Here is an 18997-nt window from a genome sequence, read left to right as displayed (position 1 = left end):
ACCTGGTGATGCCACCGTCGTCGCTGCTGCGGCCGCTGGCTCTGGCTGGGGCTGGTCTGCTTGCTGGACAGTGGCTGGTCAGTGATGTGATGCACATTCCCGGCGGGGGGCTGGGGCTGCTGGCCGCCGGTGGCGTTGTGATCTGGCTTGGGCGCAAGCCAAGCCAACCGCGTTTCACAGCACCGGTATCGCTGAATGGATGGATGGCTCGATGCCAGGAAGTGTTGGATCAGTTCGCGGGTTTTGAGCAGCAACCCTCCGCGGATCTGGCCCGTCGCGCTGAACTCAAGTCAGTGCTGGACCGCAGCGGTCCTGTGCGCATGGCAATGGTCGCCTTGGGAGCTTCTCAGGGACCGAATGAAGCAGACCTCAGCAGCTCTCTGGCTGGCCCGGTGCCATTGACGCTGTCGCTCTGCCATCCCCTGACCACCGATGACGGCAGCCGTTGCTGGCCCCGCGGCCTGCTGGATCAAGATCTGATCCTGTTTAGCCTGCAGGCGCCACTGCTGGCCTCAGATCTGCTCTGGCTTCAGCAGGTGCCGGACGATCAGCCGGCTTGGCTGCTCGTGGCGACAGAAGTGCAGGACGCGTCGACCGATGCCATCGATTCAGTTCGGGATGACCTTCCCGAGCGCTGGCGCGAGCGGATCCTGGTTCAGGAGCCTTCGATGAAGCTGAGGGCTGCCCTGGCACCGTTGCGCAGTTCGCTGAAACAGGCTGCGATCGAGACGCGGCCGCGGCTGCTGGCGGAACTGCATCGCCGTTGGCAGCGTGACCTCGAATCGCTTCGGCGTGAGCGCTTTCTGCAGATCCAGCAACGCACCCAGTGGGTGGTGGCTGGGTCTGTGATGGCATCCCCCATCGCCAGCCTTGATCTTCTGGCCGTCACTGTGGCCAACGGTTTGATGATCAAGGAGATGGGTGAGATCTGGGGGGCGTCGCTGCAGCCCGATGTGCTCAGGGAAGCGGCGGCACAGCTGGCTCGGGTGGCGCTCGCCCAGGGCGTGGTGGAGTGGACCGGTCAGACCTTGCTTGGACTGGCCAAGCTGGACGGGGGGAGTTGGCTGATCGCTGGTTCGATGCAGGCCCTCAGTGCGGCTTACCTCACCCGTGTGGTGGGCCGATCCATGGCGGATTGGCTGGCGATCAATGCCGGTGTTGATGAGCTCGATCTTGTGGCGTTGAAGCAGCAAGCGCCGTTGTTGGTGGCTCGGGCTGCTGAGGAGGAACGGATGAACTGGAACGGCTTCGTTCAGCAATCCCGTGACTGGCTGCTTCATGCAACTTCATGAATGCTTCGTAAAGCGCTTAATGAAGTTTTTTTGAGAGCTGATTCCGATTATTGAGTTGCCATGTAACGGAAGGTTCTCTCCATAAACTTGTTTCACCTGTCCCATTTTTTTGGGAGAGGTTTATCCGTCTTCTTTTCTTCCATGTCCACCGCAATTCGCAGCGGACGCCAGAGCAATTGGGGAGCCTTTTGTCAGTGGGTGACCGACACCAACAACCGCATCTATGTGGGTTGGTTCGGCGTGCTGATGATTCCCTGCCTCCTGGCGGCCACCATCTGCTTCACCATTGCTTTTATCGCCGCTCCCCCGGTTGATATCGATGGCATCCGCGAGCCTGTCGCTGGCTCCCTGATCTACGGCAACAACATCATCTCCGGTGCTGTTATTCCGTCTTCCAACGCCATCGGCCTGCACTTCTATCCCATCTGGGAAGCTGCTTCCCTCGATGAGTGGCTGTACAACGGCGGCCCTTATCAGTTGGTCTGCTTCCACTTCCTCATCGGCATTTCCGCCTACATGGGTCGCCAGTGGGAGCTCTCCTACCGCCTGGGCATGCGCCCCTGGATCTGCGTTGCCTACAGCGCTCCGCTGTCTGCAGCGATGGCTGTTTTCTTGGTTTACCCCTTCGGTCAGGGCTCCTTCTCTGATGGCATGCCCCTGGGCATCTCTGGCACCTTCAACTTCATGTTGGTGTTCCAGGCCGAGCACAACATCCTGATGCACCCCTTCCACATGCTGGGCGTCGCAGGTGTTTTCGGCGGCAGCTTGTTCTCCGCCATGCACGGCTCCCTGGTGACCTCCTCCCTGGTGCGTGAAACCACCGAGAGCGAGTCCCAGAACTACGGCTACAAGTTTGGCCAAGAGGAAGAGACCTACAACATCGTGGCTGCCCACGGTTACTTCGGTCGCCTGATCTTCCAATACGCCTCCTTCAACAACAGCCGTAGCCTTCACTTCTTCCTGGGCGCCTGGCCTGTTGTCGGCATTTGGTTCACGTCCATGGGCATCAGCACCATGGCCTTCAACCTGAACGGCTTCAACTTCAACCAGTCCATCCTGGATAGTCAGGGCCGCGTCCTGAACACCTGGGCTGATGTGCTGAACCGCGCCAACCTCGGCATGGAAGTGCAGCACGAGCGCAACGCTCACAACTTCCCCCTCGACCTGGCTGCTGTTGAGTCCACTCCTGTGGCTCTGCAGGCTCCTGCCATCGGTTGATCTGGAATCAACCTGTTCCTTCTGGAACAGACCAAACGATTCAGATCAACTGAATCGGAAAGCCCCCCTCCTCGGAGGGGGCTTTTTTGTTGGTGTGTTGGCTGTGAAGGATGGGCGGCGAATCAGGTCCCTTCAGGACACCAGCCGATCTCTTTCTCTAGCCGTTGCATCCATTGGTGGCAGCGGTGCGTGAGGTGTGCTCCTTGGGGGAGGCGCTGTTGGTGGTGAGCGCAAGCTGGCTGGGTGACTCCTCCCTCAGTGAGGGTGTGCTGAAAGTGCTGGCAGGTCAGGCACACCATGAGCGACCGGCTGGGTCTTAGCTGAATCGAGCCCATCGGCGGCCAGGTGCTTGCCGGCGGAGCGTTAACGATGCCCATCTTTTGCTTTTAGTATTTATGTACTATGCATTTCCTTCCCTGCTGTCAGCGTGTTGTTGGGGAGAATGGGGAGATGAGTGAGCCCCGCCCCACCCTCCAGTTCGATCTGGACCTTGAAGCTGTTCGCCTGCTCCACCGCTCGGTGAGCTTTCACCTTGAGAAATGGCCGGGGGGGCCTGATCCCAGGGAGCAGGAGGCGCTGCAGTCGATGAAGACCTTGCTCACGGCAGCATTGCTCGAGTTCAGCCTCGATCAGGATGGTCAGCGCTGAAACCCGTCGCCTTCACTCCTCTTTACGGAAGCAGCGACAGCGACCGATTGGCGGCCTACAACGCACTTAGTCGGTTGAGAAGGCTATGGAGCAACAACAGGCTGGAACCTGGGATTCGGTTGAGGCATGCCTGGAGTGCATCACCACCTGTTCGATCGATGATGGCGAGTGCGTCACCACCTGCGTTCGGACGCATCTTGGTGATGAGGAAGAGCTGTGGTCCAGCAGTCTTTGCCTCTGAGTTGTTCTCTTGAGCCGTTGTCCTTGTGGGTTGGTTGATCGCCATTGCCATCGTCGTGGCGCTGTCCTGGCTGGGATGGCGTTGGAATCGGTTCGAGTGTGCTGAAGATCGTTCCGTCAGCGGCCGCTTGGTGAAGCGCATGCATCGTCATTCACGGCGACGTAAGCACCATCACTGAGCGTCGTGGTCTCTGCAGATGTGCCCATCTTTCCAGCTCCAAATCCATGGAATTGTTGCTTTTGCCTTAAGGAGATCCTCTCGTTCTTCAAGCCTTACTGGAATGAATTCTGTTCTGTAATCAAATCCCTGATCACGCATGGACTGGTTCAGAACCAGGCTTCCTTCGTCGCTGGAAACTGAGCGGTGATAGGTGCCGATAGGGATTTGGAGAGCACCCATCGCTCGGATCAAATGAATGATGTGATGTGGGTGATCCCAAGCCGGATTGAGCAACGTGAAGGTTCGAGAACCCTCAAGTACAAGGTTGTTGTCTACCTGATGTCGGTGCACGTAGTACTGCTCTGAACCGTTTTGGTCGGGGGGTGACGTCGCGGCGCCATGGTGTGCGACCACGTCAGTACCATTGCTTCCTGGAACCCCAGCATCAAAGAATGTCACCGATGGGGTTTCTCGGAAGACATGAATTGGTATGAAGTGAAGTCTCACCATGCCTCCTCTTGTTCTTCTTCTTTCTGCTTTAAATCCGTCCTGCGAGAAAACCTGATGGATCAGCACCAGATCAAATCAATCGTCATGGATGACTCCAAATTGCGTTTCACCGGGCAGTCATTCGCAACACGCCTGAACAACTGAATTTGATCCTCCGATAAGCCTTGGGGCAGGGTGATCCACACCCGAAGTGTTTCGATCTTGCGGGGCCCCGTTTGGGTCATGATCTTCTCGACAGATGCTTCTGCGCCGGTGACAGACCAGTTTCGGCGTTTGGCCGTGATTCCCATCACGGTCAAGATGCAAGTGCCCAGGGCGGTGGCCAATAAATCTGTTGGTGAAAAGCTTTCCCCCCGACCCTCATGATCGGGCGGAGCATCGGTGCTCAACGACACACCGGAGGGCCCATGTTCGGCTGAACAGTGCAGATCGCCGGTGTAGCGGCAGGACATGCGCGTCATCAGAGCCCTGCCATCAATCAGGCCACAGGCATGCGACAACCCAGCTGAATCGTGCCTTCATCGATCAACCGGCCGAGCCGTTGCGCAACAGCTTCCTCAGTTCGTGTGAATTGATCTTGTCGGGCGGTTACCCATGCCATCTCTCCGTTTGTGATCACGCCGGTGGACATGGCTTCGAGAAAGAGCTCGCCGAGCTTCATGACACGGATGCGGTTGGAATCACGTTGATGGGACTCCATAGGGGGTGCATGACCTGCTCACCTTTCTTCATGGCGACCGATGATGGATGGCTTGGATCGCACGGCTGATCTCTTCGTTGAGGTGTGAGCCGGCGGGATTGAGGCGGATCAAGCTTGTGAATCCTTCGCTGAGTTCTGGCCTGTCAGGTGGGCTGCTCAGCCTGCAGTGCATTGCATGAATCACGGACTCTGGAACGGATCGTTGGCGGGACCGGTTCCAGACAAGACACTGATCCAAGGGTGTTTGCAGCCACCAGCCGGTCCATTGAATGTGTCCAGCCCCCTGGCTTCGGTGCATCAACCGTTGGCGCCAGTTGAGTTGCGCATGGGTCGCATCCACAAGCACGTTGTCGCCATGGGCGACGGCGCTGTCGATGGCGCCATGAAGATGGGGCTCCAATTCAGACCAAGGGCCCTGCACCTTCGGGTCCCCCCATAACTGTTCCCTCAGAGCGTCATTGCTGATCACCCGTGCAGGGAGAAGCGGAGCGAGGATCGCGGTGAGGGTGGACTTTCCGCTGCCCGGTGGGCCGATCAACAGATGGCCCTGTGGCCGTGGTTCAGGCAACGAACCGTTTGTAGAGCCACCGCACCAGTCCACCAATCACGGGCACCGGAGCGAACGTGGGGCCGACAAAATCAAAATAATCACGGTGATCCCCGATCTTTCCATCCGGATTGAAGCTGAGTCGGGTTGCGCCGGGGTAGATGAATTCAATCCCTTTGATTTTGAGGCCCATGCGCCATTCAACAAAGGCTGTTTCACCATTCACCACCACTGATTCTGTTTCCAGGAAAACGTCATCACAGCGCTGCATCAGACCATCCTGGGCAAGGATGTAGGCGTCAATTCCCTGCCGTTCCTGGGTCGGATCGGTGAAATGCACGTCGTTGGCGTAGACCGCCTTCCATTGCGCTGCTGTGGGGCCGGGCTTGCCGTAAGGCTTGGTGAACAGGGCACGGATCTGTTCTGCATCCAGCGGGGGGTGAAGTATGGGTGTTGTCATCAGAAGTCGGCGCCCACCTGAGCGGTGATGGTGTTGTTCAACTCGGGTGTGTTCATGCTTTGGTAAATCGATTGCACCCGCAATGTTGTGAACAACTTGCTGTTTTCTGCGGGGTAGTAGCGCACCTCAGCGGTCAGGGTGTTGGCCGGTTGAACCTCATTCGCCCAGACCGTCGTGAACTGGTTTTGAAGCCCGAACTGGAGCGAAGGCCAGGGTTTCCAGCTGAGATCGGCCGTCAGCGTTGCGCCGCCATAGCTGTTGCCGCAAAACGTGTCACTGAAACAGGTGATGCCTCCCCCGCTCCACTGCAACGACGGACCAATGGAGACGGTGAGTTCAGTTGTGTCTGACTTCAATAGCGGGAATGCCACACCGATGTTCCCCAGAACGGTGTTCACCCCGGAATCATTGGTGCCGTTGTATTGGTAACTGCTCAGAGCAAACAGATCGAGGTTGGAACCGATCGGTTTGTCGTAGCGGAGTTCCGCAGACCCTTTCTCCGTATCGATGGAGAGTGCCTCTCCTGCATCCTTCGACTTGCTTGCGTTGAAGCTGCCGCTCAATGACAGCTTCTGTTGTTCGTCCTTGTAGCGCGTTTTTCCGGTGAAGCTGACCGAAAGGGAGGTGTCGCCGTCCTTTTCATTGCCGATCACACCGGCGGACATCGAGCTGACCCAAAGGGGCTTGGTGGTGGCTGGTTTGAGTTGCTCTGCAGTGACTTCCAACCGTCCCAGCTGGGGATGGTTCAGCACCGTGGTTCCGTTGTTTGGATTTCGCTCAATCAATTCCCCGTGCAGGCTGTCGCCGTTGCGCAGGGTCAAGGTGATGGTCTCGGCCCAGCTCACGCTGGGAACCAGGCAAAGGCTCAGAAGTCCAGCCGTGGCGAGGGAACGGTGCATAGCGTCAGCTGAAAAAACCCTTGGACTGAAGCCACAGGCCGATGGCGAGCAGTGGCCCGAAGCCGGCGATCAACACGGTGATCTTCAGGCGCAGTGGCGACACCTGAGGTTTGGTCTCTCGAAGAGCCATGGCAAGGCACAAAGGCAAGTGAACTTAAACGCTGTGCTGCGCCGGCGCCTGTTCCCATGCCAACCAGTACGAGCTCCTCCTAGAGCTCGTACTCCTCTTCAAATTGCTGGATCAGCCCCTTGTAAAGCGCGAGCAGGCCTTCTGTCTCTTCGCAGAATCCGTCGGTGGTGTATTTGGCGATGAGATTCACCACGGCGCTTCGGATCTGCGTGAAGGCGCCGAGGTACTCAGCCTGGATGTCTTCATTCCGGATGTCGTTGATCAGCGCGCCCACTAGCTCAATCTTTCGCTTGGCAGCGGCCATTTCCGCTTCCATGTCCTTGTTGAGCTTGCGGCGTTTCTTCGGCATCCCCTCAATCGGATCAATCACCGACATTACGGGAGCCGACGGCCTTCCTCGTTCGAGCGGCTTCCCCTAGCGTCGGGTTCGCTCGACCCATGGCTTTGTGAATCGGACCTTTCGCGGTGTTGCTTACGTGTCCGTCTGGGTGGTGATCTGGGGAACGGTGGCGTCCTTGATGGACTGGATGCTGCTGACGGGTGAGGTCTACGAAACGGCCAGCTCTGGACAGGCGGTGACGTTCATCGCCTACGGGGCCGCAACAGTGGTTTTGGCCACACGGTTCTCGGGGCGTTTTCTTGCAGACGCCGATTCAGAAACTGCGGATCAGGAGTGATCCGCCCATGAGCAGCGCCAAGATCTCAAAGGATCGTTTGACCACGCGGCTGCCTTTCACCAGGGAATAGTGGGCTCCCAGGAAGCCTCCGACCAACGATCCGAGAACCAGGGCAGGAAGCCAGTCCCAACGGATTTCTCCGCTCAGACCCAGCACCAGCGCACCGGTGCCATTCCATCCCAGGCCCACCAGCACCAGGGTGTGGGCGACGGCTCTGGAGTAACTCAGCCCGAACCAGCGCACCAGCCAAAGGGTGACGAACAACCCCGTGCCTGAGGTGAGTGAGCCGTTGAGAATGCCGATGATGAACAGCCCGCAGCTGCCAAGCCCGATGGTGCGGGCTGTCAGCGGGCGGGGCTGGTCTGTCGTTCCCAGATCCGGTTTCCGAGCCGAGTAAAGCCCAAGCCCCAGGGTCAGCAGCCCAAGGCTGGCGGTGGCCGCTTGATCGGGCAGCGCAAGAACCATGCTGGCCCCCACAAACACTCCTGGAAGACCGGCGGCCAATACCAGCGCCGAGCGTCTTAGGTCAAGGCTGCTGGCACGCCAATGACGCCCTGTAGCCCCCAGCCCCAGGGCAACGCTGGCCACTTTGTGGGTGGCCAGTGCCATGGCAAAGGGCAGGCCGAGAAGGATTAGTGCGGGCAGTTGAACCAGTCCCGCCCCACCTCCCGCCAGAGCTGAAAGGGCATTGGCGCCAATGGCGATGCCCAGCAGGGCGATTTGCATCAGCAGTTCGGACACACTCAATCTCGTGTCAGGAAGGCGATGGGCACCGAAAACGTGAGGATGCGATGGGGCTCCCCCGGAAGAATGGCGACGCAGGCCACTTCACGATCAGCGTGGGCGTCGCGGGATTGCACCACAAAGGCCGTCGCGTCCTCGATGCTCCACATCGGGGCATCACCGCAACGGCGTTCATCCCTGTAGGCCTGCCAGACCTCGCAGAACGCCTCTCCATCTTCACCACGTTTCATTTCCGTCAGCGCCTCTTCCAGGCCCACGTCTTCGAAACGTTCGAACAGGCGAACCATCAACGGGTGGGCAATGGTGGATGAGGCTTTCAACGTTGAGTTGATGGTGCCGATGGCGCTCACCATCAGCTTCGGTTTGGAGCGTCGTGCATCAATCACCCCCACTGGCAGGTTGAGGTCCCAGCTGGGGTGTCCGCTGACGGCACAGGCCAGATCGAACAACCCCAAACTGCATTGCTTCATCAGGCTCTGAATGGTTTCTCGATCCATGACTCAGTTCCGCGCGGCCCGATTCACCGTTTGCACTCCAGTGTTGCCAGGATGGCCGTCGGTTGGTGCCGGTTTGGATGTCCTTGGTTCAGATCTACCTTGATGCCGTCACCCACCAGGTGATCACGGATGAAGAGCTTGCCTACGTTGCCGGCAATCAGGATCAATTTGATCGAACCGAACTGAAACTCACTGCACGCCTCGCACATCTGATTGGCGCTGGCAATATCAGTGTCGGAACACGCTAATTATCCGAACAGAAAACGTTGAAGCCGATTGAGGAATTGCCGCATCGTTCTTCTGTCACGACTGAAGATCATTCGATCACGTGTCAGCATCGTGCGACTCACCCGATCTGTGACCCTGATAGACAGGAATTGAGGCGAAGTCAAGTTTTCAAGGCAGGGCAACAACTCCCGACCAGGTCTGGAGAACATCGGGTGCGCCCTGGGTAAGGGCGGCAACAGCACTGGCTGAGCCAATCCCGATTCCAACCACAACTCCTATGGCAAAGACGAGCAGTCCCGTGAGAACACTGCGTTCTGAAAATGGCATCCACTCAATGATCAGCCAACCTGACTTTCCTTCGGCCAACGTCAAATGGCCACTGCGGTGTCACAGGACGTGATGGGCGCCGGAGCGGATCTGTTGTGTGGTTTTGGCCATAAAGGTAGATCTACCGACTGATCGATCGGGCTTGTCTTCGCTAACAACCGAATGTCAGCCAGATGACAGTTTCAGTGATGAAAACGATTGACGAGCACATCCAGAAGGACCAAGAGGAGTTTCTCAAGGCCCTGTCTGAGCACAACGATGGCAAGGTGCGTCATCTCACAGAAGAGCTCCAGTGGCTGTTGGATCACAAGAAGGAATTTCCTGATGATCCCCATGACCCTTCCCCCCTTGAGCTGTTCTGCGAGCAGAACCCCGATGAGCCTGAGTGCCTGGTGTACGACGACTGAGTAGAAGTACCCATTCCTGGCTTTGACGAGGCGCGATGCCGCGCCTCAACACACAACTTATTTAAGTTGTGTGTAGTCGATGTGTTCTGCAGTGATTCGCGCCATCCTTTCCCGTCCCATTGCAGGCGACCTTGGTCTGCTTGTGCTTCGGGTGTTCACGGGGGCTCTGCTGATTCACCACGGCTACGAGAAGCTCGCCAATATCGAAAATTTTGCCGATGCATTCGTTCGTCCGTTGCATCTCCCCTTTCCGATCTTGCTCTCCTACGTCGCTGCCTTCTCGGAGGTGATCGGAAGCTGGTTGCTGATCACTGGATTGTTGACGCGGATGGGAGCGTTGGCAGTAGCGGGGACGATCTCCGTCGCCATCTATCACGCCATCGTTACCGCCGGCTTCAACATCTACCTGCTTGAGCTGCTTGGGCTTTATTTCGCGGCTGCTGTGGCTGTTCTCGCCTGTGGCCCTGGCGTCTTCTCCATCGATGAGCTCATTGCTCGCCGCCTCGAGCCCGACATGCAATTCTCTGCTGAGCAAGACACAGATTTCGCCAATGGCGAGGCTGCTGTTCTTGAAGAGGCCGTGGCCAGCCGCTGAACCTCAGCGTGATCATTTGCGAAAGCCCCGCAACTGCGGGGCTTTTTTCATGGTTGCCGACGGTGCGGGGTGAAGACGCGTCAGAATCGTCAAAGTTGGTTTAACGCGATGAAAGAGGTCAGCCTGCTCGAGATGATTGGCCGCTCATTGGCGAAGGTTGCCGCAGGCGCTGGTGTTGCAGCAGTGTTGATCTGGTTGACCTACGTGATGCTGGATTTTGGCCATATGCAGTCGGGCTTTACCCTGCCTCAATCCAGTTATTGAGCTGAGATGCAGTGGAATGATGCTGAATCACCATTCCTGCTCGTCGCTTCGCTGCTGATTGCTGTTCAGGTTTGTTGGATTGGAGCTGCGCTGCGGCGCAACCAACGCAGGCGTCTGGGAGAACCTCTCAGCGCAATAGCGTTTCAACGTGAACTCCAGCGGATTTTTTCAAGAGCGAATGGGTTGTCCTGAGCCATGAAGCAACTTCCAGGTCAACGGAGCAGAACCCTGCCGCGATGGCTGAAGTCGGTCACGGCGGGGCTAATCACCGTCATGGCCACCATTTGGCTGCTGTCGTTGCTTCCCTTTCTGCTCCTCGCAGCGTTGGTGCTTTCAATCGCACTCATCCCTGTCACCCGTCGTCTGAGACGGGACATGGAAAAAGCTGGATACAACGTTGACGAACCCTGGAGGTCTAATCAGCGCCGTGATCTCAATATCACTCCCTGGCACCGACAGCTTCGCAATATCTGGAGAGATTTCAGCTCTTAAATAGGTCGTTAGCCATCGAGCGGTATCGGCCAAGGGAACGTCCGCCGCGTCGAGTTCTTGTGGACAAACGTTGGCCAGGCAAAAGATGCAACGGAGCGAAATTCACCAATTGTGTTTCAGGACGGTCCTTCTGTTCGGCCGCCAACAGTTCGGCGATCGCTTCTGCCGTGGTTTGTGGGGAAGCGGTTTGCGAGACGGTTTCGATTGATTCAACCTGTTCTGCTTGCAAAGTGCTGCTGGCAGCAGCGGGGAAAGCATTTTGCTTGGCGGGCTTGGCTGCGCCGAGGGGCCACAGAAAAACGAAGCTCAGCAGAAAAGCAACGGTGGCCGTGAGGGTTCCGGTGAGTCCTAACGCCAGACCCTGAAAGTTCCACAGCAATCCCGAACCCGCCATTCCGAAGGTGCCCAGGGCGGCCAGCATCAGGCCGAGGATGGATGCCTGTGGTGCTTTGACCTTGAGTGGCTGGCTGGCTTCAGGGACTTCAAGGGGCGCGAGTCGCGGTTCAGGCCGAAGCAGAACAAAACTGATTCCCAGCAGAACCAATGCCGTGACGGTGCTGCCGAGCCCCAGGGTGCGGCCCTGAAAATTCCAAAGCAAACCTCCGCCAGCAAGACCTGAAACCCCGAGGGTTGCCAGTGCAAGTCCGCTCAAGAAGGGCAAACGATTGCGCATGACTCAGTTGCTCCCGTTTTGCGTTGCGGCGTAAGCAACGGCTCCGCCAGCGATCACGGTGAGAAGGCCTGTGGTCAACAGAAAGCCAACCAACATGGCGAATCCAAGAACAGAACCCAGGAGGGACATCTTGATTCGCAGCAATTTCGACTTCATCAACATCACCAACAGCAAGACCACGGTGGTCTTCAGGCCAGCGATCTTTGCAGCACTGATGGGACAAAAAGGATTGATCAACACCATCGACTGCTCTAGGTCGTCTTAAGCGTTTCTGAAGTCTGGCGAAAACAAGGGCACACCGTGAGCAAAAAAAAACGGGCCCAGTGGCCCGTTTCTTGAATGAAGTGCTCGATCAGCGACGACGGTTGCGGGAACGCTGCTTCAGCTTGCGCTTGTATTTCTCAACGGGGGTCTCATGGTGACGGATCCGACGCAGATCAGAAAAGATGCCGGCTTTGGCGACGGAGCGTTTGAAGCGCCGCAACGCGGATTCAATACCTTCGTTTTCGCCGACTGTGACCTGACTCATCCGTTCCCCGAAACAGAGCAATAAACAACAACCTTACCAGCCGCCCTCTACCCGAGCACCGCCGCCCGCCTGCTGTGGGCTGAGCGTCTTGCATGACGCTTGTTGAAGAGATCGTGGCGCATCCCAGCTTCTGCTTTGGGATGGGTCCATCACTCCGGTAGGCACCCGTCTTGACCCTCACGCACTGCCCCCTGTGCATTGGTCTGGCTGTTCTTTCGGCCGTTCGTTTCATGGCCCACTGCGTTATGGCCGTTCAGCTTGAACGCGGCACGGCAGGTGAGTCGACCCATCCCGCCATGCTGTTGGGAACTCTGTTTGAGCTCTGAGGGAGTTCCGCGTCAGGGATCCTTCGGATCAACTAGCTGCAGATAGGCCATGTCGGCGTTCTGCATGGCCTCCTCATCGTGATGAGCTTCAACGCTGTACAAGAGGTGAAGCAGCCGGCCGCGATCCATGCCACGCTCAACAACTTCTTTCCAGAGGCGTGAGCTCAGCTCCGCATCACGCCACTCGAGTTGGGCATCCACCAGCGCCCGCGTCATGGCGAAGTAGCTCTGACGGTCGTTGCGGAGCCTGTCTTCCGACAGGCTGTGTAGAACTGCTGGCTTGAGCAGATTGCGAATCGTTTGTGAGGCTGCCCTCAGTACCTTTGGCATCGTCGTTGTCCGACTCAGTTCAGTCTGATTCGGTCGTCTGGGCTGACAACGGAGTGAAATGCCTATGCCTGGATCCGAAATGAGTATTTGAACTCACTCCAATTGAACGGTATTGCTCATGACTTTTTGTAAAGTCAAATCCGTTAGGTTCAGTCATCTGATCTCAATACCGTGGAAATACTTGTGCTGGCAGCCGTATTTGTGCCCTTATCTGCTCTCGTGATGAATGCATTTTCCGGCGATTCGGAAGACGATTTCGATTTCCTCTAAATGGAAGCCAAGCTCCTGGCAATGTTGGCCTTTGGCGCCGCCGTCATGACCCTATGGGCTTGGTTGATCGCGAATTTGCCGCTGATGGAGTCTGACCGGAGCAAGCCTGGCAACCGCCGTTAATGCGGTATGGCGCTAAGTGTCCACGCAGACAAGTGGTGCCACGGAAAAAGAGTTTTTGTCCCAGCTCTCGTGCGTGGGCATCGGTAAGCGGTAGAGAAAGCCAGCGTTTAGGCACCTGACCTGTCAGCTTTGATCTGGCTTCGAGTGCCGCCTGTCGCCGTTGTTTTTCCTCACGATCGTTTTTGCGATACACCCCTTCAATTTGAAGTTCGCGAGCACAGGTTTCACAGGCATTCACGGTGGGCTTGCGGCGGGCAGTGTTCAGCGACAACTTGTCGCTGGGCACTTCTCGCTCGGCCCCACAGCTGCAGCGGCACCACCAAAAGGCGTTTCCTGCTTTGGTTCGCCGTTCGGATGAGCGCACCACGGTGAGTTTGCCGTAAACCTCGCCGATTCGGTTGCGTGGACTGGAGGGCATTGCTCAGGCGGATTTCTGATCAGCGGCGTTGTCCAAATCGGCGAACTTGGCAGCCATCGTTGGGTTGCGTCTGGTCAACTTTTTAACGGTCACATCCTGTGCCTTGTCATTGGCGAGCCGCAGGTTTCGGTCAGCGCCCAACAGGGCGTCCTTGGTTTTTTGAAGGTGATCAATCGACTTATCGATTTCATCAATTGCCGTTTGAAAGCGTCTCGAAGCGAGGTCGTAGTTGCGTGAGAAGGATGTTTTGAAGGTTTCGAGGTCGTTCTCGAAGTTGGTTACATCAATGTTCTGGGCTTTCACCAGAGCAAGCTCTGCCTTGTATTCCAAGGATCTCAAAGCAGCATTGCGGAGCAATGTGATGAATGGAATAAAGAATTGTGGGCGAATGATATAGGTCTTCGGGAAGCGATGAGACATATCGACGATGCCTGAGTTGTAAAGCTCGTTTTCAGGCTCCAGGAGGGAGACGAGTACCGCATACTCGCAATTTTTTTCGTTTCTGTCTTTGTTCAGCTCTTTGAGAAAATCTTCATTCTTCTTCTTTGTGGCCGTTGTGTCGGCCTCATTTTTCATCTCAAACATGATTGAGATGATTTCGTTGTTGAGGTCGTCTTGGTCGCGAAAAATGTAATCACCCTTGCTTCCACTGCGCGCGTCGTTGTCTTTTTCGAAATAGGCTTTCGGAAAAGCAGCTGCACGAATCCTGTTGAATTCGGTTTCGCAGTGTTGTTCAAGGGTTTCTCCCACCATTTTGGTGGAGAGCCGCGCTTTCATGTCGCGCAAGCGTTCAATGGCCTGATCCCGGTCACTGAGCTGTGCTTCGTAGCGGTCCTTCAGTGATTGTGATTCCAGTTGATGCTTCAGTTCCGCTTCTTTTAAGCCGCTCTGTAGTGCATCCCGTTGTTTCTCTATGGAGCTCACCGCTTCATTCACGGCTAGCTGGCGCTGCATGGCCCCAGCCTGGAGCTGCGCTTGCAAATCCCTCACGTCATTGTCTTTTTGCAGCGTTATCGCCTGCATTTCTTTGGCGAATTTGGTTTCTGCTAGGCGCAGTTCTGTTGCCTGCTGCTCACGCATTTGCTGGAGTTCAGTGGCAATACGATCCCGCTGCTTCTCCGCTTTGTTGACGGCATCTTTAATCGCAAGTTCCTGATGCAGTGCACTTTGCTTGAGTTGGCCCTCAAGTGTTTGCATCTCCCTGTCTTTTTTGGCAATGGCCAACTCGATGGCATTGCGTTTGTCTTGTTCTGCCAGGGCTAGTCGCTTATTCAGTTGCTGCTCAAAATCTCGATCCCTCACCTGTTTGAGGATGTCGGCATACCCTGCTTCATCCACCTTGAAGGCTGTGTTGCAGTGAGGGCAGATGATGTCGTGCATGTCTGACGATTTGTGTTGAACGTTCGCGCTACGTGCTGGGATTTTATCCGGCTCTGGCTAATACGAGATCAGCCCACGCTTCATGCCATGCCCGATTGGATCGATCCACGCTCAATGCTCGATACGGTGATCATCTTGAGCATCGTGGCCCTGGCCGCCATCGGATTCGTGGTTGGCATCAAGGAAATGATCACCGATCTGAGCAAACTGCGTCGCGCCAAGGTTTAAGCAGGCTTCAGCCTTCCAGCCCGGACCGCAGCGCTGCCAGTCTTGCGGCGTTCACACCAAGATCCGAGTCGCCGAGGCGCGACTCGGACCGTGCCTGGATCTGGCTGTTGTCGCGATCAGCGAACAGTTCGAGGTCATCCACAAAGCCAAAGAAAGCGCTGCTGGCTTCGGCATGGAGGTACGTCTCGGTTTGATCCACGACAACCGTCCGCGGCGATTCCTGCACCAGTTCACTCAGCCTGTTGAGTTCAGCCATCGGGTTGGTGCTTTCCCACGTTTGGCTGGTGCAGTGAGCTGTTGTCGGGCAGTTGCGTAATGCCCCGTTGCTCACGCCAAGATCAGCAGGGACGGGCCCAACAAGATGGAACAGCATCAAGACGGGCGCCAGTAGGCCGGCAAGAAAGGTCACTGGTCTCTGCGGGAACGACCGCTCCAGTTGAGCATCCAAAGCCAGAGGCCGAACAGAGTCCCGACCGGTAGTGCGATTACCACCAGCTGGCTGATCACGAACTGCCGCACCTCAGCATCCACGGTTGCACTGTTGGCAGGTCATGCAGGCCCAATTCGCTGTTCGTTCGCCATCATGGAATGCATTGCTGGGCAACGATGACGAATCCGGGCTGGATTGTGCTCGCATGGATGGTGGTGGCGCTCGCTTCTGCCTTCAAGTTTTGGTCGATTACGCGCCCTTATCGAGACAAATCCACAATGCCCAGTGCGCAAACGGTTGATGAGGCCCGTCAGCGCTTGGAACGTCGTTGGCGAAACGACAGCAAAGTGTGACGCTTATTTCTCGGCGATCACCCAGGCTGTTGCAGCCCTCTGGCGGATGTAGAGATCAGCAAGTTCCCGTGCCAGAGCTTTCAACGTATCGAGATCGTCCGTGTCGTCGATGGACCGTTTGATCGATTCAGCTTCGAATTGCTGAGGCAGGCTCAGATTCACAACTCATAAGCGAGTCAACCAACTGTAACGAAGCGTTATTTCAGGTGTGGGCTGGCTGCTGCGCGTGAACGAGCGATCTCTTCTTGCCAAGCCAAAAGAAGATCTTTGCTGATCTTCTGCAGCTGTTTGACATCGGTGATCGCACTGATATCGCGACTGCGCTGTTCGATGTCGAACTGTTGGCCAAGTGTCAGAGCGATGGGCTCCATGGTGACTTCGACAGGCTCAACTCAAGGTATTGGCTTGATTCTCTGATGTCGTAACAACGGGTACGTTTTGTCTCCGATGTGAGCTGTCGCATACTTGGTTTTGACGAAAAACATTGCGTCTCGTTATTTATAGATTGATTTTGATCAAGCGCTGATCGTTAAATGTTGACATCCCCAACGATCTCAATCTGTACTTCCTAGATTTAACGGAAGACGCTTGTAAAACTTTGGACGGTTCCGGACAAAACCTCGAGCGCCGTTATCGCCTGGAGATTTGGAGGGAAACGGTTTATTGGATGCAAACGCGATGCAGCGACCTCGAAGATCTGGATCGTGAGCGCGATGCCGCCTCGATTTACACGGAGTTCCGTTTAAAAGGCGTGGCCTGATTCGAAATTAGTTTTGGGATTCAGCAACGGGGAGGGAAACGGCCACCAACAGAGCAATTCCGATTTCGGTGGCGGCAATCAGTAGTTCAGTAGCGATTCCCATGGTCAGTTGCGATTTTCACCGATGGGTGGCATGTCGCTGGGTCGCATCAGGGCAAACACCACAGCAGCCGTCATCACGATGCCAATGCCCAGCGTGGCAATGATTGCAGTTGTGTAATCGCCCATCCCGTCAGCCCGAACAGGCTCACGTTACACGAATGTAACGCTCTGTAAAGCGCTTCTCAGTTTAATCTCCCTGGCTGGGGGGGATTCGTGAAATCCGGCTGACTCAGCAGCTCCTTGCCGCGACGGTGGATTTCCTGGGCGTAGTCGGTCCAGGCACCTTGCCCCCAGTACCGAAAACAACTGGTTTCCAGCAGCAGCACATGCAGTAACGACTCCTGATATTCCTTGGTGCTGGTTGTTGTGGGGTCTGCTGCGACTGATGGATCGAACAGCGCATGGAACTGAGCACTGAGCTGATTCATCGGGCCCAGCACATTGGTGTAGCCCTCGACCCAGCTCAGGTTGTTGGTCCAGGACGCACCCTCCATGCTGAAGCTGGAATCGTCAGCACTCAGTCTGCTGATGGCCTCCTCAACGCCTTCTGCAGAGGCGTTGAGGCCAATTTGATTCCAAAGGCGGTGTTGCTGTACCGCCTGGATGGTGGGGAACTGGTCGGCATTCACTCCGATGCGCTCTAGGGCTTCGATGTATTCACTGCCGTTGATGGCCACGGTGCCGTTGGGGTTGTCACGGATGTGGCGGTTGGCCTGCCGGAAGGCTTCAGGGAATTCATTCATCATCACCCCACCGTTTTCTCCATCGGCAATTTGGCTCACCAGTGTTGGCACCTCGACGTCATCCAAGCGTTGCCGTTCGCAACCCAATGCCTCGTAATAAGGTTGCATCTGGCCTACAAGTTTGGTGTCAGATCCCTGGGTTTTGATCAGCGCAGTGATGCTGATCTCCTCGCCTTGGCTGTTCCTGGCAAGAAGCCGATTCGGCACAAAGCATTGGCTGCGCCGCAGTGGACTGCCGTCCATGCACTCAACGCTGTGCTCTTGAACCAGGAGCCACTGATACCCCGCTTCTTTGAGGGCTTTGACGAATTCGAACAGGGTGTCGGGATGGTTGGGTAGCGCCATCTCCGGTGGAGAGAAACCCTTGACCCGTTCCAGTGCAGCGCTGCCAAAACAGGCCACGAACTGTTGTTGCCAGGCGCTGATTTGCAGTTTCAGGTCTGGGATGGGTGTGGATGGAGCTACGGCATGGCTCCAGAAAGTTCCAAGCCACTCCACGTGCCTCTGCATCAAAGGATCACAGGCGAGGTAGTGGAGTGCATCGCCAATGTCGTGACGCCCCATCTGCTCGATCCCCCAGAGCAGATTGCCCGAGTAGTCGAGCATGATTCTTGGGCTGCAGCCCTCGTTGATCAGTTCAGGCAGCAGTTCAGCAAGACGCCGGTAGCAGTGGGCGAATGGTTCTGCGTTGTGGTTATCACCCTCATTGGGGTGATCCAGCATGTGTTGAAGATGGGAGATCAAGTTGTTGTTCACTCCCGCCGGCACCGTCGGTTGGTGCATGTGGAGAGCGCAGGCAAAGCCGGAACGCACTTGTTCAAGCTCGATCCCGCTGTTCGACCAGACCTGCCGTGGTTTGAGCATCACAGCGGCGACGTCCGCTTCTCGTCCGCTGATCGGTGGACAGCCTGTCATTGCACTCCGCTCGTTATGACCAGCCGGCGCGCGGTGTTTGGCGCAGCAAGCCTTCCCAATGATCACGCCAAGTGTGCTGATCGCCAATGCCGGCCAACAGTTCAACCTCAGCAGGTGCCTGACTCAAACAATTCCTCCAGCGGGTGATGTCTTCGGCTTGATCAAGCCAAGTGCTCAGCACGTCGTGGCGAATTGCCTCGCCATCCCATTGGTTCTGGTCGGCCATGTTTTGCGACCAGTGCATCAATTCATCCAGGCTGAGTGGCCTGAAACCTTGGATTGCCAGGCCGGTAATCTGCTCGAGTTCATAGCGACGCAGAACGTCTCCGAGGCCAAAAAAGTGAAGAAGGATCATTGAGCTGATCACTTTTGTGTGCAATTT

37 protein-coding genes are annotated in these 18997 nt (G+C 56.4%); 12 read left to right on the top strand and 25 right to left on the bottom strand.

Translation table 11 applies throughout. From position 1 onward, the window contains the following. The first annotated feature begins 8 nt into the window (after nucleotides 1-8). From FZZ90_RS09205 to FZZ90_RS09190, 4 genes are all read left to right on the top strand, one after another. Entirely contained in the window at nucleotides 9-1292 is a 1284-nt protein-coding gene (locus FZZ90_RS09205) for a YcjF family protein (protein ID WP_226425410.1), read from the top strand. A gap of 141 nt (nucleotides 1293-1433) precedes the next feature. Then, nucleotides 1434-2510: a photosystem II q(b) protein gene (psbA, locus tag FZZ90_RS09200; protein WP_226425408.1), complete on the top strand. Its 1077-nt coding sequence runs from the start codon at nucleotides 1434-1436 to the stop codon at nucleotides 2508-2510. Between the two features lie 176 nt (nucleotides 2511-2686). Continuing rightward, on the top strand, nucleotides 2687-2830 hold the full coding sequence (locus tag FZZ90_RS09195; protein WP_226425397.1) for a hypothetical protein: 144 nt from the start codon (nucleotides 2687-2689) through the stop codon (nucleotides 2828-2830). A gap of 130 nt (nucleotides 2831-2960) precedes the next feature. Continuing rightward, nucleotides 2961-3158 (top strand): hypothetical protein, encoded by a 198-nt coding sequence (locus tag FZZ90_RS09190; RefSeq protein ID WP_006851951.1) that lies wholly within the window; start codon nucleotides 2961-2963, stop codon nucleotides 3156-3158. 412 nt (nucleotides 3159-3570) lie between these two features. Here the strand turns inward: FZZ90_RS09190 and FZZ90_RS09185 are convergent, their stop codons facing one another. The 8 genes from FZZ90_RS09185 to FZZ90_RS09155 form a co-directional block, all read right to left on the bottom strand. Then, the gene (locus FZZ90_RS09185; RefSeq protein WP_226425688.1) at nucleotides 3571-4065 is read right to left on the bottom strand and encodes a hemagglutinin; all 495 of its coding nucleotides are present in this window, start codon (nucleotides 4063-4065) and stop codon (nucleotides 3571-3573) included. A gap of 62 nt (nucleotides 4066-4127) precedes the next feature. After that, nucleotides 4128-4529 carry an OsmC family protein gene (locus FZZ90_RS09180; protein ID WP_226425395.1) on the bottom strand — a complete coding sequence of 134 codons (402 nt, stop codon included), beginning with the start codon at nucleotides 4527-4529 and terminating at the stop codon, nucleotides 4128-4130. Nucleotides 4530-4546: 17 nt separating this feature from the next. Next, the gene (locus FZZ90_RS09175; RefSeq protein ID WP_226425687.1) at nucleotides 4547-4729 is read right to left on the bottom strand and encodes a hypothetical protein; all 183 of its coding nucleotides are present in this window, start codon (nucleotides 4727-4729) and stop codon (nucleotides 4547-4549) included. 67 nt (nucleotides 4730-4796) lie between these two features. Then, nucleotides 4797-5336 (bottom strand): ATP-binding protein, encoded by a 540-nt coding sequence (locus FZZ90_RS09170; protein WP_226425393.1) that lies wholly within the window; start codon nucleotides 5334-5336, stop codon nucleotides 4797-4799. After that, the gene (locus FZZ90_RS09165) at nucleotides 5329-5775 is read right to left on the bottom strand and encodes a nuclear transport factor 2 family protein (RefSeq protein WP_226425391.1); all 447 of its coding nucleotides are present in this window, start codon (nucleotides 5773-5775) and stop codon (nucleotides 5329-5331) included. The genes FZZ90_RS09170 and FZZ90_RS09165 overlap by 8 nt, the downstream gene beginning before the upstream one ends. After that, complete coding sequence (locus FZZ90_RS09160) at nucleotides 5775-6674, bottom strand: DUF481 domain-containing protein (protein ID WP_226425389.1); 900 nt, start codon at nucleotides 6672-6674, stop codon at nucleotides 5775-5777. The genes FZZ90_RS09165 and FZZ90_RS09160 overlap by 1 nt, the downstream gene beginning before the upstream one ends. Before the next feature lie 4 nt (nucleotides 6675-6678). After that, complete coding sequence (locus tag FZZ90_RS12835; RefSeq protein WP_255445744.1) at nucleotides 6679-6804, bottom strand: hypothetical protein; 126 nt, start codon at nucleotides 6802-6804, stop codon at nucleotides 6679-6681. A gap of 79 nt (nucleotides 6805-6883) precedes the next feature. Continuing rightward, nucleotides 6884-7153, bottom strand: coding sequence for a hypothetical protein (locus FZZ90_RS09155; protein ID WP_115024260.1), 270 nt, complete (start codon nucleotides 7151-7153; stop codon nucleotides 6884-6886). Between the two features lie 97 nt (nucleotides 7154-7250). On the opposite strand from FZZ90_RS09155, the gene FZZ90_RS09150 reads away from it, so the two are divergent. Further along, nucleotides 7251-7481: a hypothetical protein gene (locus FZZ90_RS09150; protein WP_226400228.1), complete on the top strand. Its 231-nt coding sequence runs from the start codon at nucleotides 7251-7253 to the stop codon at nucleotides 7479-7481. Here the strand turns inward: FZZ90_RS09150 and FZZ90_RS09145 are convergent. Together FZZ90_RS09145 and FZZ90_RS09140 are read right to left on the bottom strand one after the other, a co-directional pair. Then, on the bottom strand, nucleotides 7458-8207 hold the full coding sequence (locus FZZ90_RS09145) for a sulfite exporter TauE/SafE family protein (protein WP_226425686.1): 750 nt from the start codon (nucleotides 8205-8207) through the stop codon (nucleotides 7458-7460). The genes FZZ90_RS09150 and FZZ90_RS09145 overlap by 24 nt on opposite strands. 17 nt (nucleotides 8208-8224) lie before the next feature. Further along, complete coding sequence (locus tag FZZ90_RS09140) at nucleotides 8225-8722, bottom strand: hypothetical protein (RefSeq protein ID WP_226425388.1); 498 nt, start codon at nucleotides 8720-8722, stop codon at nucleotides 8225-8227. Nucleotides 8723-8799: 77 nt separating this feature from the next. Between FZZ90_RS09140 and FZZ90_RS09135 the strand changes: the two genes are divergently transcribed. Then, nucleotides 8800-8970 carry a hypothetical protein gene (locus FZZ90_RS09135; protein ID WP_226425387.1) on the top strand — a complete coding sequence of 57 codons (171 nt, stop codon included), beginning with the start codon at nucleotides 8800-8802 and terminating at the stop codon, nucleotides 8968-8970. Nucleotides 8971-9118: 148 nt separating this feature from the next. Here the strand turns inward: FZZ90_RS09135 and FZZ90_RS09130 are convergent, their stop codons facing one another. Beyond that, complete coding sequence (locus tag FZZ90_RS09130) at nucleotides 9119-9277, bottom strand: hypothetical protein (protein ID WP_226400222.1); 159 nt, start codon at nucleotides 9275-9277, stop codon at nucleotides 9119-9121. 188 nt (nucleotides 9278-9465) lie between these two features. On the opposite strand from FZZ90_RS09130, the gene FZZ90_RS09125 reads away from it, so the two are divergent. The 3 genes from FZZ90_RS09125 to FZZ90_RS09115 all read left to right on the top strand — a co-directional run bounded on the left by FZZ90_RS09125 (nucleotide 9466) and on the right by FZZ90_RS09115 (nucleotide 10543). Next, the gene (locus tag FZZ90_RS09125) at nucleotides 9466-9684 is read left to right on the top strand and encodes a CP12 domain-containing protein (RefSeq protein WP_226412441.1); all 219 of its coding nucleotides are present in this window, start codon (nucleotides 9466-9468) and stop codon (nucleotides 9682-9684) included. A gap of 79 nt (nucleotides 9685-9763) precedes the next feature. Next, complete coding sequence (locus FZZ90_RS09120; RefSeq protein WP_226425385.1) at nucleotides 9764-10279, top strand: DoxX family protein; 516 nt, start codon at nucleotides 9764-9766, stop codon at nucleotides 10277-10279. Between the two features lie 108 nt (nucleotides 10280-10387). After that, the gene (locus FZZ90_RS09115) at nucleotides 10388-10543 is read left to right on the top strand and encodes a hypothetical protein (protein WP_226425383.1); all 156 of its coding nucleotides are present in this window, start codon (nucleotides 10388-10390) and stop codon (nucleotides 10541-10543) included. 212 nt (nucleotides 10544-10755) lie between these two features. Here the strand turns inward: FZZ90_RS09115 and FZZ90_RS09110 are convergent, their stop codons facing one another. From FZZ90_RS09110 to rpsU, 4 genes are all read right to left on the bottom strand, one after another. Next, complete coding sequence (locus FZZ90_RS09110) at nucleotides 10756-10920, bottom strand: hypothetical protein (RefSeq protein ID WP_226425382.1); 165 nt, start codon at nucleotides 10918-10920, stop codon at nucleotides 10756-10758. Nucleotides 10921-11024: 104 nt separating this feature from the next. After that, nucleotides 11025-11708, bottom strand: a complete 684-nt coding sequence (locus FZZ90_RS09105; protein WP_226425381.1) for a hypothetical protein — start codon at nucleotides 11706-11708, stop codon at nucleotides 11025-11027. A gap of 3 nt (nucleotides 11709-11711) precedes the next feature. Next, nucleotides 11712-11951 (bottom strand): hypothetical protein, encoded by a 240-nt coding sequence (locus tag FZZ90_RS09100; RefSeq protein WP_226425380.1) that lies wholly within the window; start codon nucleotides 11949-11951, stop codon nucleotides 11712-11714. Nucleotides 11952-12060: 109 nt separating this feature from the next. Then, a complete protein-coding gene (gene rpsU, locus FZZ90_RS09095) occupies nucleotides 12061-12237 on the bottom strand; it encodes a 30S ribosomal protein S21 (protein ID WP_009790002.1) in 177 nt (58 codons plus the stop codon). Nucleotides 12238-12407: 170 nt separating this feature from the next. Between rpsU and FZZ90_RS09090 the strand changes: the two genes are divergently transcribed. Further along, on the top strand, nucleotides 12408-12563 hold the full coding sequence (locus FZZ90_RS09090) for a hypothetical protein (RefSeq protein ID WP_226425379.1): 156 nt from the start codon (nucleotides 12408-12410) through the stop codon (nucleotides 12561-12563). A gap of 12 nt (nucleotides 12564-12575) precedes the next feature. Here FZZ90_RS09090 and FZZ90_RS09085 read toward each other — a convergent pair whose 3' ends face one another. The 3 genes from FZZ90_RS09085 to FZZ90_RS09075 form a co-directional block, all read right to left on the bottom strand. Then, nucleotides 12576-12893: a hypothetical protein gene (locus tag FZZ90_RS09085; RefSeq protein WP_226425378.1), complete on the bottom strand. Its 318-nt coding sequence runs from the start codon at nucleotides 12891-12893 to the stop codon at nucleotides 12576-12578. A gap of 313 nt (nucleotides 12894-13206) precedes the next feature. Beyond that, nucleotides 13207-13704 carry an early protein (E6) gene (locus FZZ90_RS09080; RefSeq protein ID WP_226425377.1) on the bottom strand — a complete coding sequence of 166 codons (498 nt, stop codon included), beginning with the start codon at nucleotides 13702-13704 and terminating at the stop codon, nucleotides 13207-13209. A 3-nt stretch (nucleotides 13705-13707) separates the two neighbouring features. Beyond that, a complete protein-coding gene (locus FZZ90_RS09075) occupies nucleotides 13708-15084 on the bottom strand; it encodes a DUF2130 domain-containing protein (RefSeq protein ID WP_226425376.1) in 1377 nt (458 codons plus the stop codon). An 87-nt stretch (nucleotides 15085-15171) separates the two neighbouring features. Between FZZ90_RS09075 and FZZ90_RS09070 the strand changes: the two genes are divergently transcribed. Next, nucleotides 15172-15312 carry a hypothetical protein gene (locus FZZ90_RS09070; RefSeq protein ID WP_226425375.1) on the top strand — a complete coding sequence of 47 codons (141 nt, stop codon included), beginning with the start codon at nucleotides 15172-15174 and terminating at the stop codon, nucleotides 15310-15312. Between the two features lie 7 nt (nucleotides 15313-15319). On the opposite strand, the gene FZZ90_RS09065 is transcribed toward FZZ90_RS09070, so the two are convergent. The 4 genes from FZZ90_RS09065 to FZZ90_RS09055 form a co-directional block, all read right to left on the bottom strand. Beyond that, entirely contained in the window at nucleotides 15320-15721 is a 402-nt protein-coding gene (locus FZZ90_RS09065; RefSeq protein ID WP_226425374.1) for a DUF1499 domain-containing protein, read from the bottom strand. After that, nucleotides 15718-15843 carry a hypothetical protein gene (locus tag FZZ90_RS12830; RefSeq protein WP_255613767.1) on the bottom strand — a complete coding sequence of 42 codons (126 nt, stop codon included), beginning with the start codon at nucleotides 15841-15843 and terminating at the stop codon, nucleotides 15718-15720. The genes FZZ90_RS09065 and FZZ90_RS12830 overlap by 4 nt, the downstream gene beginning before the upstream one ends. Before the next feature lie 255 nt (nucleotides 15844-16098). Next, nucleotides 16099-16257, bottom strand: coding sequence for a hypothetical protein (locus tag FZZ90_RS09060; RefSeq protein ID WP_226425373.1), 159 nt, complete (start codon nucleotides 16255-16257; stop codon nucleotides 16099-16101). Nucleotides 16258-16292: 35 nt separating this feature from the next. Next, nucleotides 16293-16466 carry a hypothetical protein gene (locus FZZ90_RS09055; RefSeq protein ID WP_226425372.1) on the bottom strand — a complete coding sequence of 58 codons (174 nt, stop codon included), beginning with the start codon at nucleotides 16464-16466 and terminating at the stop codon, nucleotides 16293-16295. Between the two features lie 227 nt (nucleotides 16467-16693). On the opposite strand from FZZ90_RS09055, the gene FZZ90_RS09050 reads away from it, so the two are divergent. Continuing rightward, nucleotides 16694-16855, top strand: coding sequence for a hypothetical protein (locus FZZ90_RS09050; protein WP_226425371.1), 162 nt, complete (start codon nucleotides 16694-16696; stop codon nucleotides 16853-16855). Between the two features lie 105 nt (nucleotides 16856-16960). On the opposite strand, the gene FZZ90_RS12825 is transcribed toward FZZ90_RS09050, so the two are convergent. From FZZ90_RS12825 to FZZ90_RS09040, 3 genes are read right to left on the bottom strand one after another with little or no spacing between them, the layout of a single operon-like run. After that, nucleotides 16961-17083, bottom strand: coding sequence for a hypothetical protein (locus FZZ90_RS12825; RefSeq protein ID WP_255613766.1), 123 nt, complete (start codon nucleotides 17081-17083; stop codon nucleotides 16961-16963). 56 nt (nucleotides 17084-17139) lie between these two features. Beyond that, a complete protein-coding gene (locus FZZ90_RS09045; protein WP_226425370.1) occupies nucleotides 17140-18615 on the bottom strand; it encodes a glycosyl hydrolase family 57 in 1476 nt (491 codons plus the stop codon). A gap of 13 nt (nucleotides 18616-18628) precedes the next feature. Then, entirely contained in the window at nucleotides 18629-18970 is a 342-nt protein-coding gene (locus FZZ90_RS09040) for a hypothetical protein (protein ID WP_226425369.1), read from the bottom strand. Nucleotides 18971-18997: the final 27 nt, after the last annotated feature.

This window comes from Synechococcus sp. MU1617 (assembly GCF_020514235.1).
GTDB lineage: Bacteria > Cyanobacteriota > Cyanobacteriia > PCC-6307 > Cyanobiaceae > Parasynechococcus.
The sequence above is the reverse complement of the archived record's forward strand: the minus strand, read 5'-3'. Positions and strand labels throughout refer to the sequence as shown.

Bases quoted from the DNA above. Each gene is read 5' to 3' on its own strand.
- FZZ90_RS09205 (WP_226425410.1), top strand. From the start codon at position 9: ATGCCACCGTCGTCGCTGCTGCGGCCGCTGGCTCTGGCTGGGGCTGGT.
- psbA (WP_226425408.1), top strand. From the start codon at position 1,434: ATGTCCACCGCAATTCGCAGCGGACGCCAGAGCAATTGGGGAGCCTTT.
- FZZ90_RS09190 (WP_006851951.1), top strand. From the start codon at position 2,961: ATGAGTGAGCCCCGCCCCACCCTCCAGTTCGATCTGGACCTTGAAGCT.
- FZZ90_RS09180 (WP_226425395.1), bottom strand. From the start codon at position 4,529: ATGACGCGCATGTCCTGCCGCTACACCGGCGATCTGCACTGTTCAGCC.
- FZZ90_RS09175 (WP_226425687.1), bottom strand. From the start codon at position 4,729: ATGAAGCTCGGCGAGCTCTTTCTCGAAGCCATGTCCACCGGCGTGATC.
- FZZ90_RS09165 (WP_226425391.1), bottom strand. From the start codon at position 5,775: ATGACAACACCCATACTTCACCCCCCGCTGGATGCAGAACAGATCCGT.
- FZZ90_RS09160 (WP_226425389.1), bottom strand. From the start codon at position 6,674: ATGCACCGTTCCCTCGCCACGGCTGGACTTCTGAGCCTTTGCCTGGTT.
- FZZ90_RS12835 (WP_255445744.1), bottom strand. From the start codon at position 6,804: ATGGCTCTTCGAGAGACCAAACCTCAGGTGTCGCCACTGCGCCTGAAG.
- FZZ90_RS09155 (WP_115024260.1), bottom strand. From the start codon at position 7,153: ATGCCGAAGAAACGCCGCAAGCTCAACAAGGACATGGAAGCGGAAATG.
- FZZ90_RS09145 (WP_226425686.1), bottom strand. From the start codon at position 8,207: ATGCAAATCGCCCTGCTGGGCATCGCCATTGGCGCCAATGCCCTTTCA.
- FZZ90_RS09140 (WP_226425388.1), bottom strand. From the start codon at position 8,722: ATGGATCGAGAAACCATTCAGAGCCTGATGAAGCAATGCAGTTTGGGG.
- FZZ90_RS09135 (WP_226425387.1), top strand. From the start codon at position 8,800: ATGTCCTTGGTTCAGATCTACCTTGATGCCGTCACCCACCAGGTGATC.
- FZZ90_RS09130 (WP_226400222.1), bottom strand. From the start codon at position 9,277: ATGCCATTTTCAGAACGCAGTGTTCTCACGGGACTGCTCGTCTTTGCC.
- FZZ90_RS09125 (WP_226412441.1), top strand. From the start codon at position 9,466: ATGAAAACGATTGACGAGCACATCCAGAAGGACCAAGAGGAGTTTCTC.
- FZZ90_RS09120 (WP_226425385.1), top strand. From the start codon at position 9,764: ATGTGTTCTGCAGTGATTCGCGCCATCCTTTCCCGTCCCATTGCAGGC.
- FZZ90_RS09115 (WP_226425383.1), top strand. From the start codon at position 10,388: ATGAAAGAGGTCAGCCTGCTCGAGATGATTGGCCGCTCATTGGCGAAG.
- FZZ90_RS09110 (WP_226425382.1), bottom strand. From the start codon at position 10,920: ATGTCCCGTCTCAGACGACGGGTGACAGGGATGAGTGCGATTGAAAGC.
- FZZ90_RS09105 (WP_226425381.1), bottom strand. From the start codon at position 11,708: ATGCGCAATCGTTTGCCCTTCTTGAGCGGACTTGCACTGGCAACCCTC.
- FZZ90_RS09100 (WP_226425380.1), bottom strand. From the start codon at position 11,951: ATGGTGTTGATCAATCCTTTTTGTCCCATCAGTGCTGCAAAGATCGCT.
- rpsU (WP_009790002.1), bottom strand. From the start codon at position 12,237: ATGAGTCAGGTCACAGTCGGCGAAAACGAAGGTATTGAATCCGCGTTG.
- FZZ90_RS09085 (WP_226425378.1), bottom strand. From the start codon at position 12,893: ATGCCAAAGGTACTGAGGGCAGCCTCACAAACGATTCGCAATCTGCTC.
- FZZ90_RS09080 (WP_226425377.1), bottom strand. From the start codon at position 13,704: ATGCCCTCCAGTCCACGCAACCGAATCGGCGAGGTTTACGGCAAACTC.
- FZZ90_RS09075 (WP_226425376.1), bottom strand. From the start codon at position 15,084: ATGCACGACATCATCTGCCCTCACTGCAACACAGCCTTCAAGGTGGAT.
- FZZ90_RS09070 (WP_226425375.1), top strand. From the start codon at position 15,172: ATGCCCGATTGGATCGATCCACGCTCAATGCTCGATACGGTGATCATC.
- FZZ90_RS09055 (WP_226425372.1), bottom strand. From the start codon at position 16,466: ATGGAGCCCATCGCTCTGACACTTGGCCAACAGTTCGACATCGAACAG.
- FZZ90_RS12825 (WP_255613766.1), bottom strand. From the start codon at position 17,083: ATGGGCGATTACACAACTGCAATCATTGCCACGCTGGGCATTGGCATC.
- FZZ90_RS09045 (WP_226425370.1), bottom strand. From the start codon at position 18,615: ATGACAGGCTGTCCACCGATCAGCGGACGAGAAGCGGACGTCGCCGCT.
- FZZ90_RS09040 (WP_226425369.1), bottom strand. From the start codon at position 18,970: ATGATCCTTCTTCACTTTTTTGGCCTCGGAGACGTTCTGCGTCGCTAT.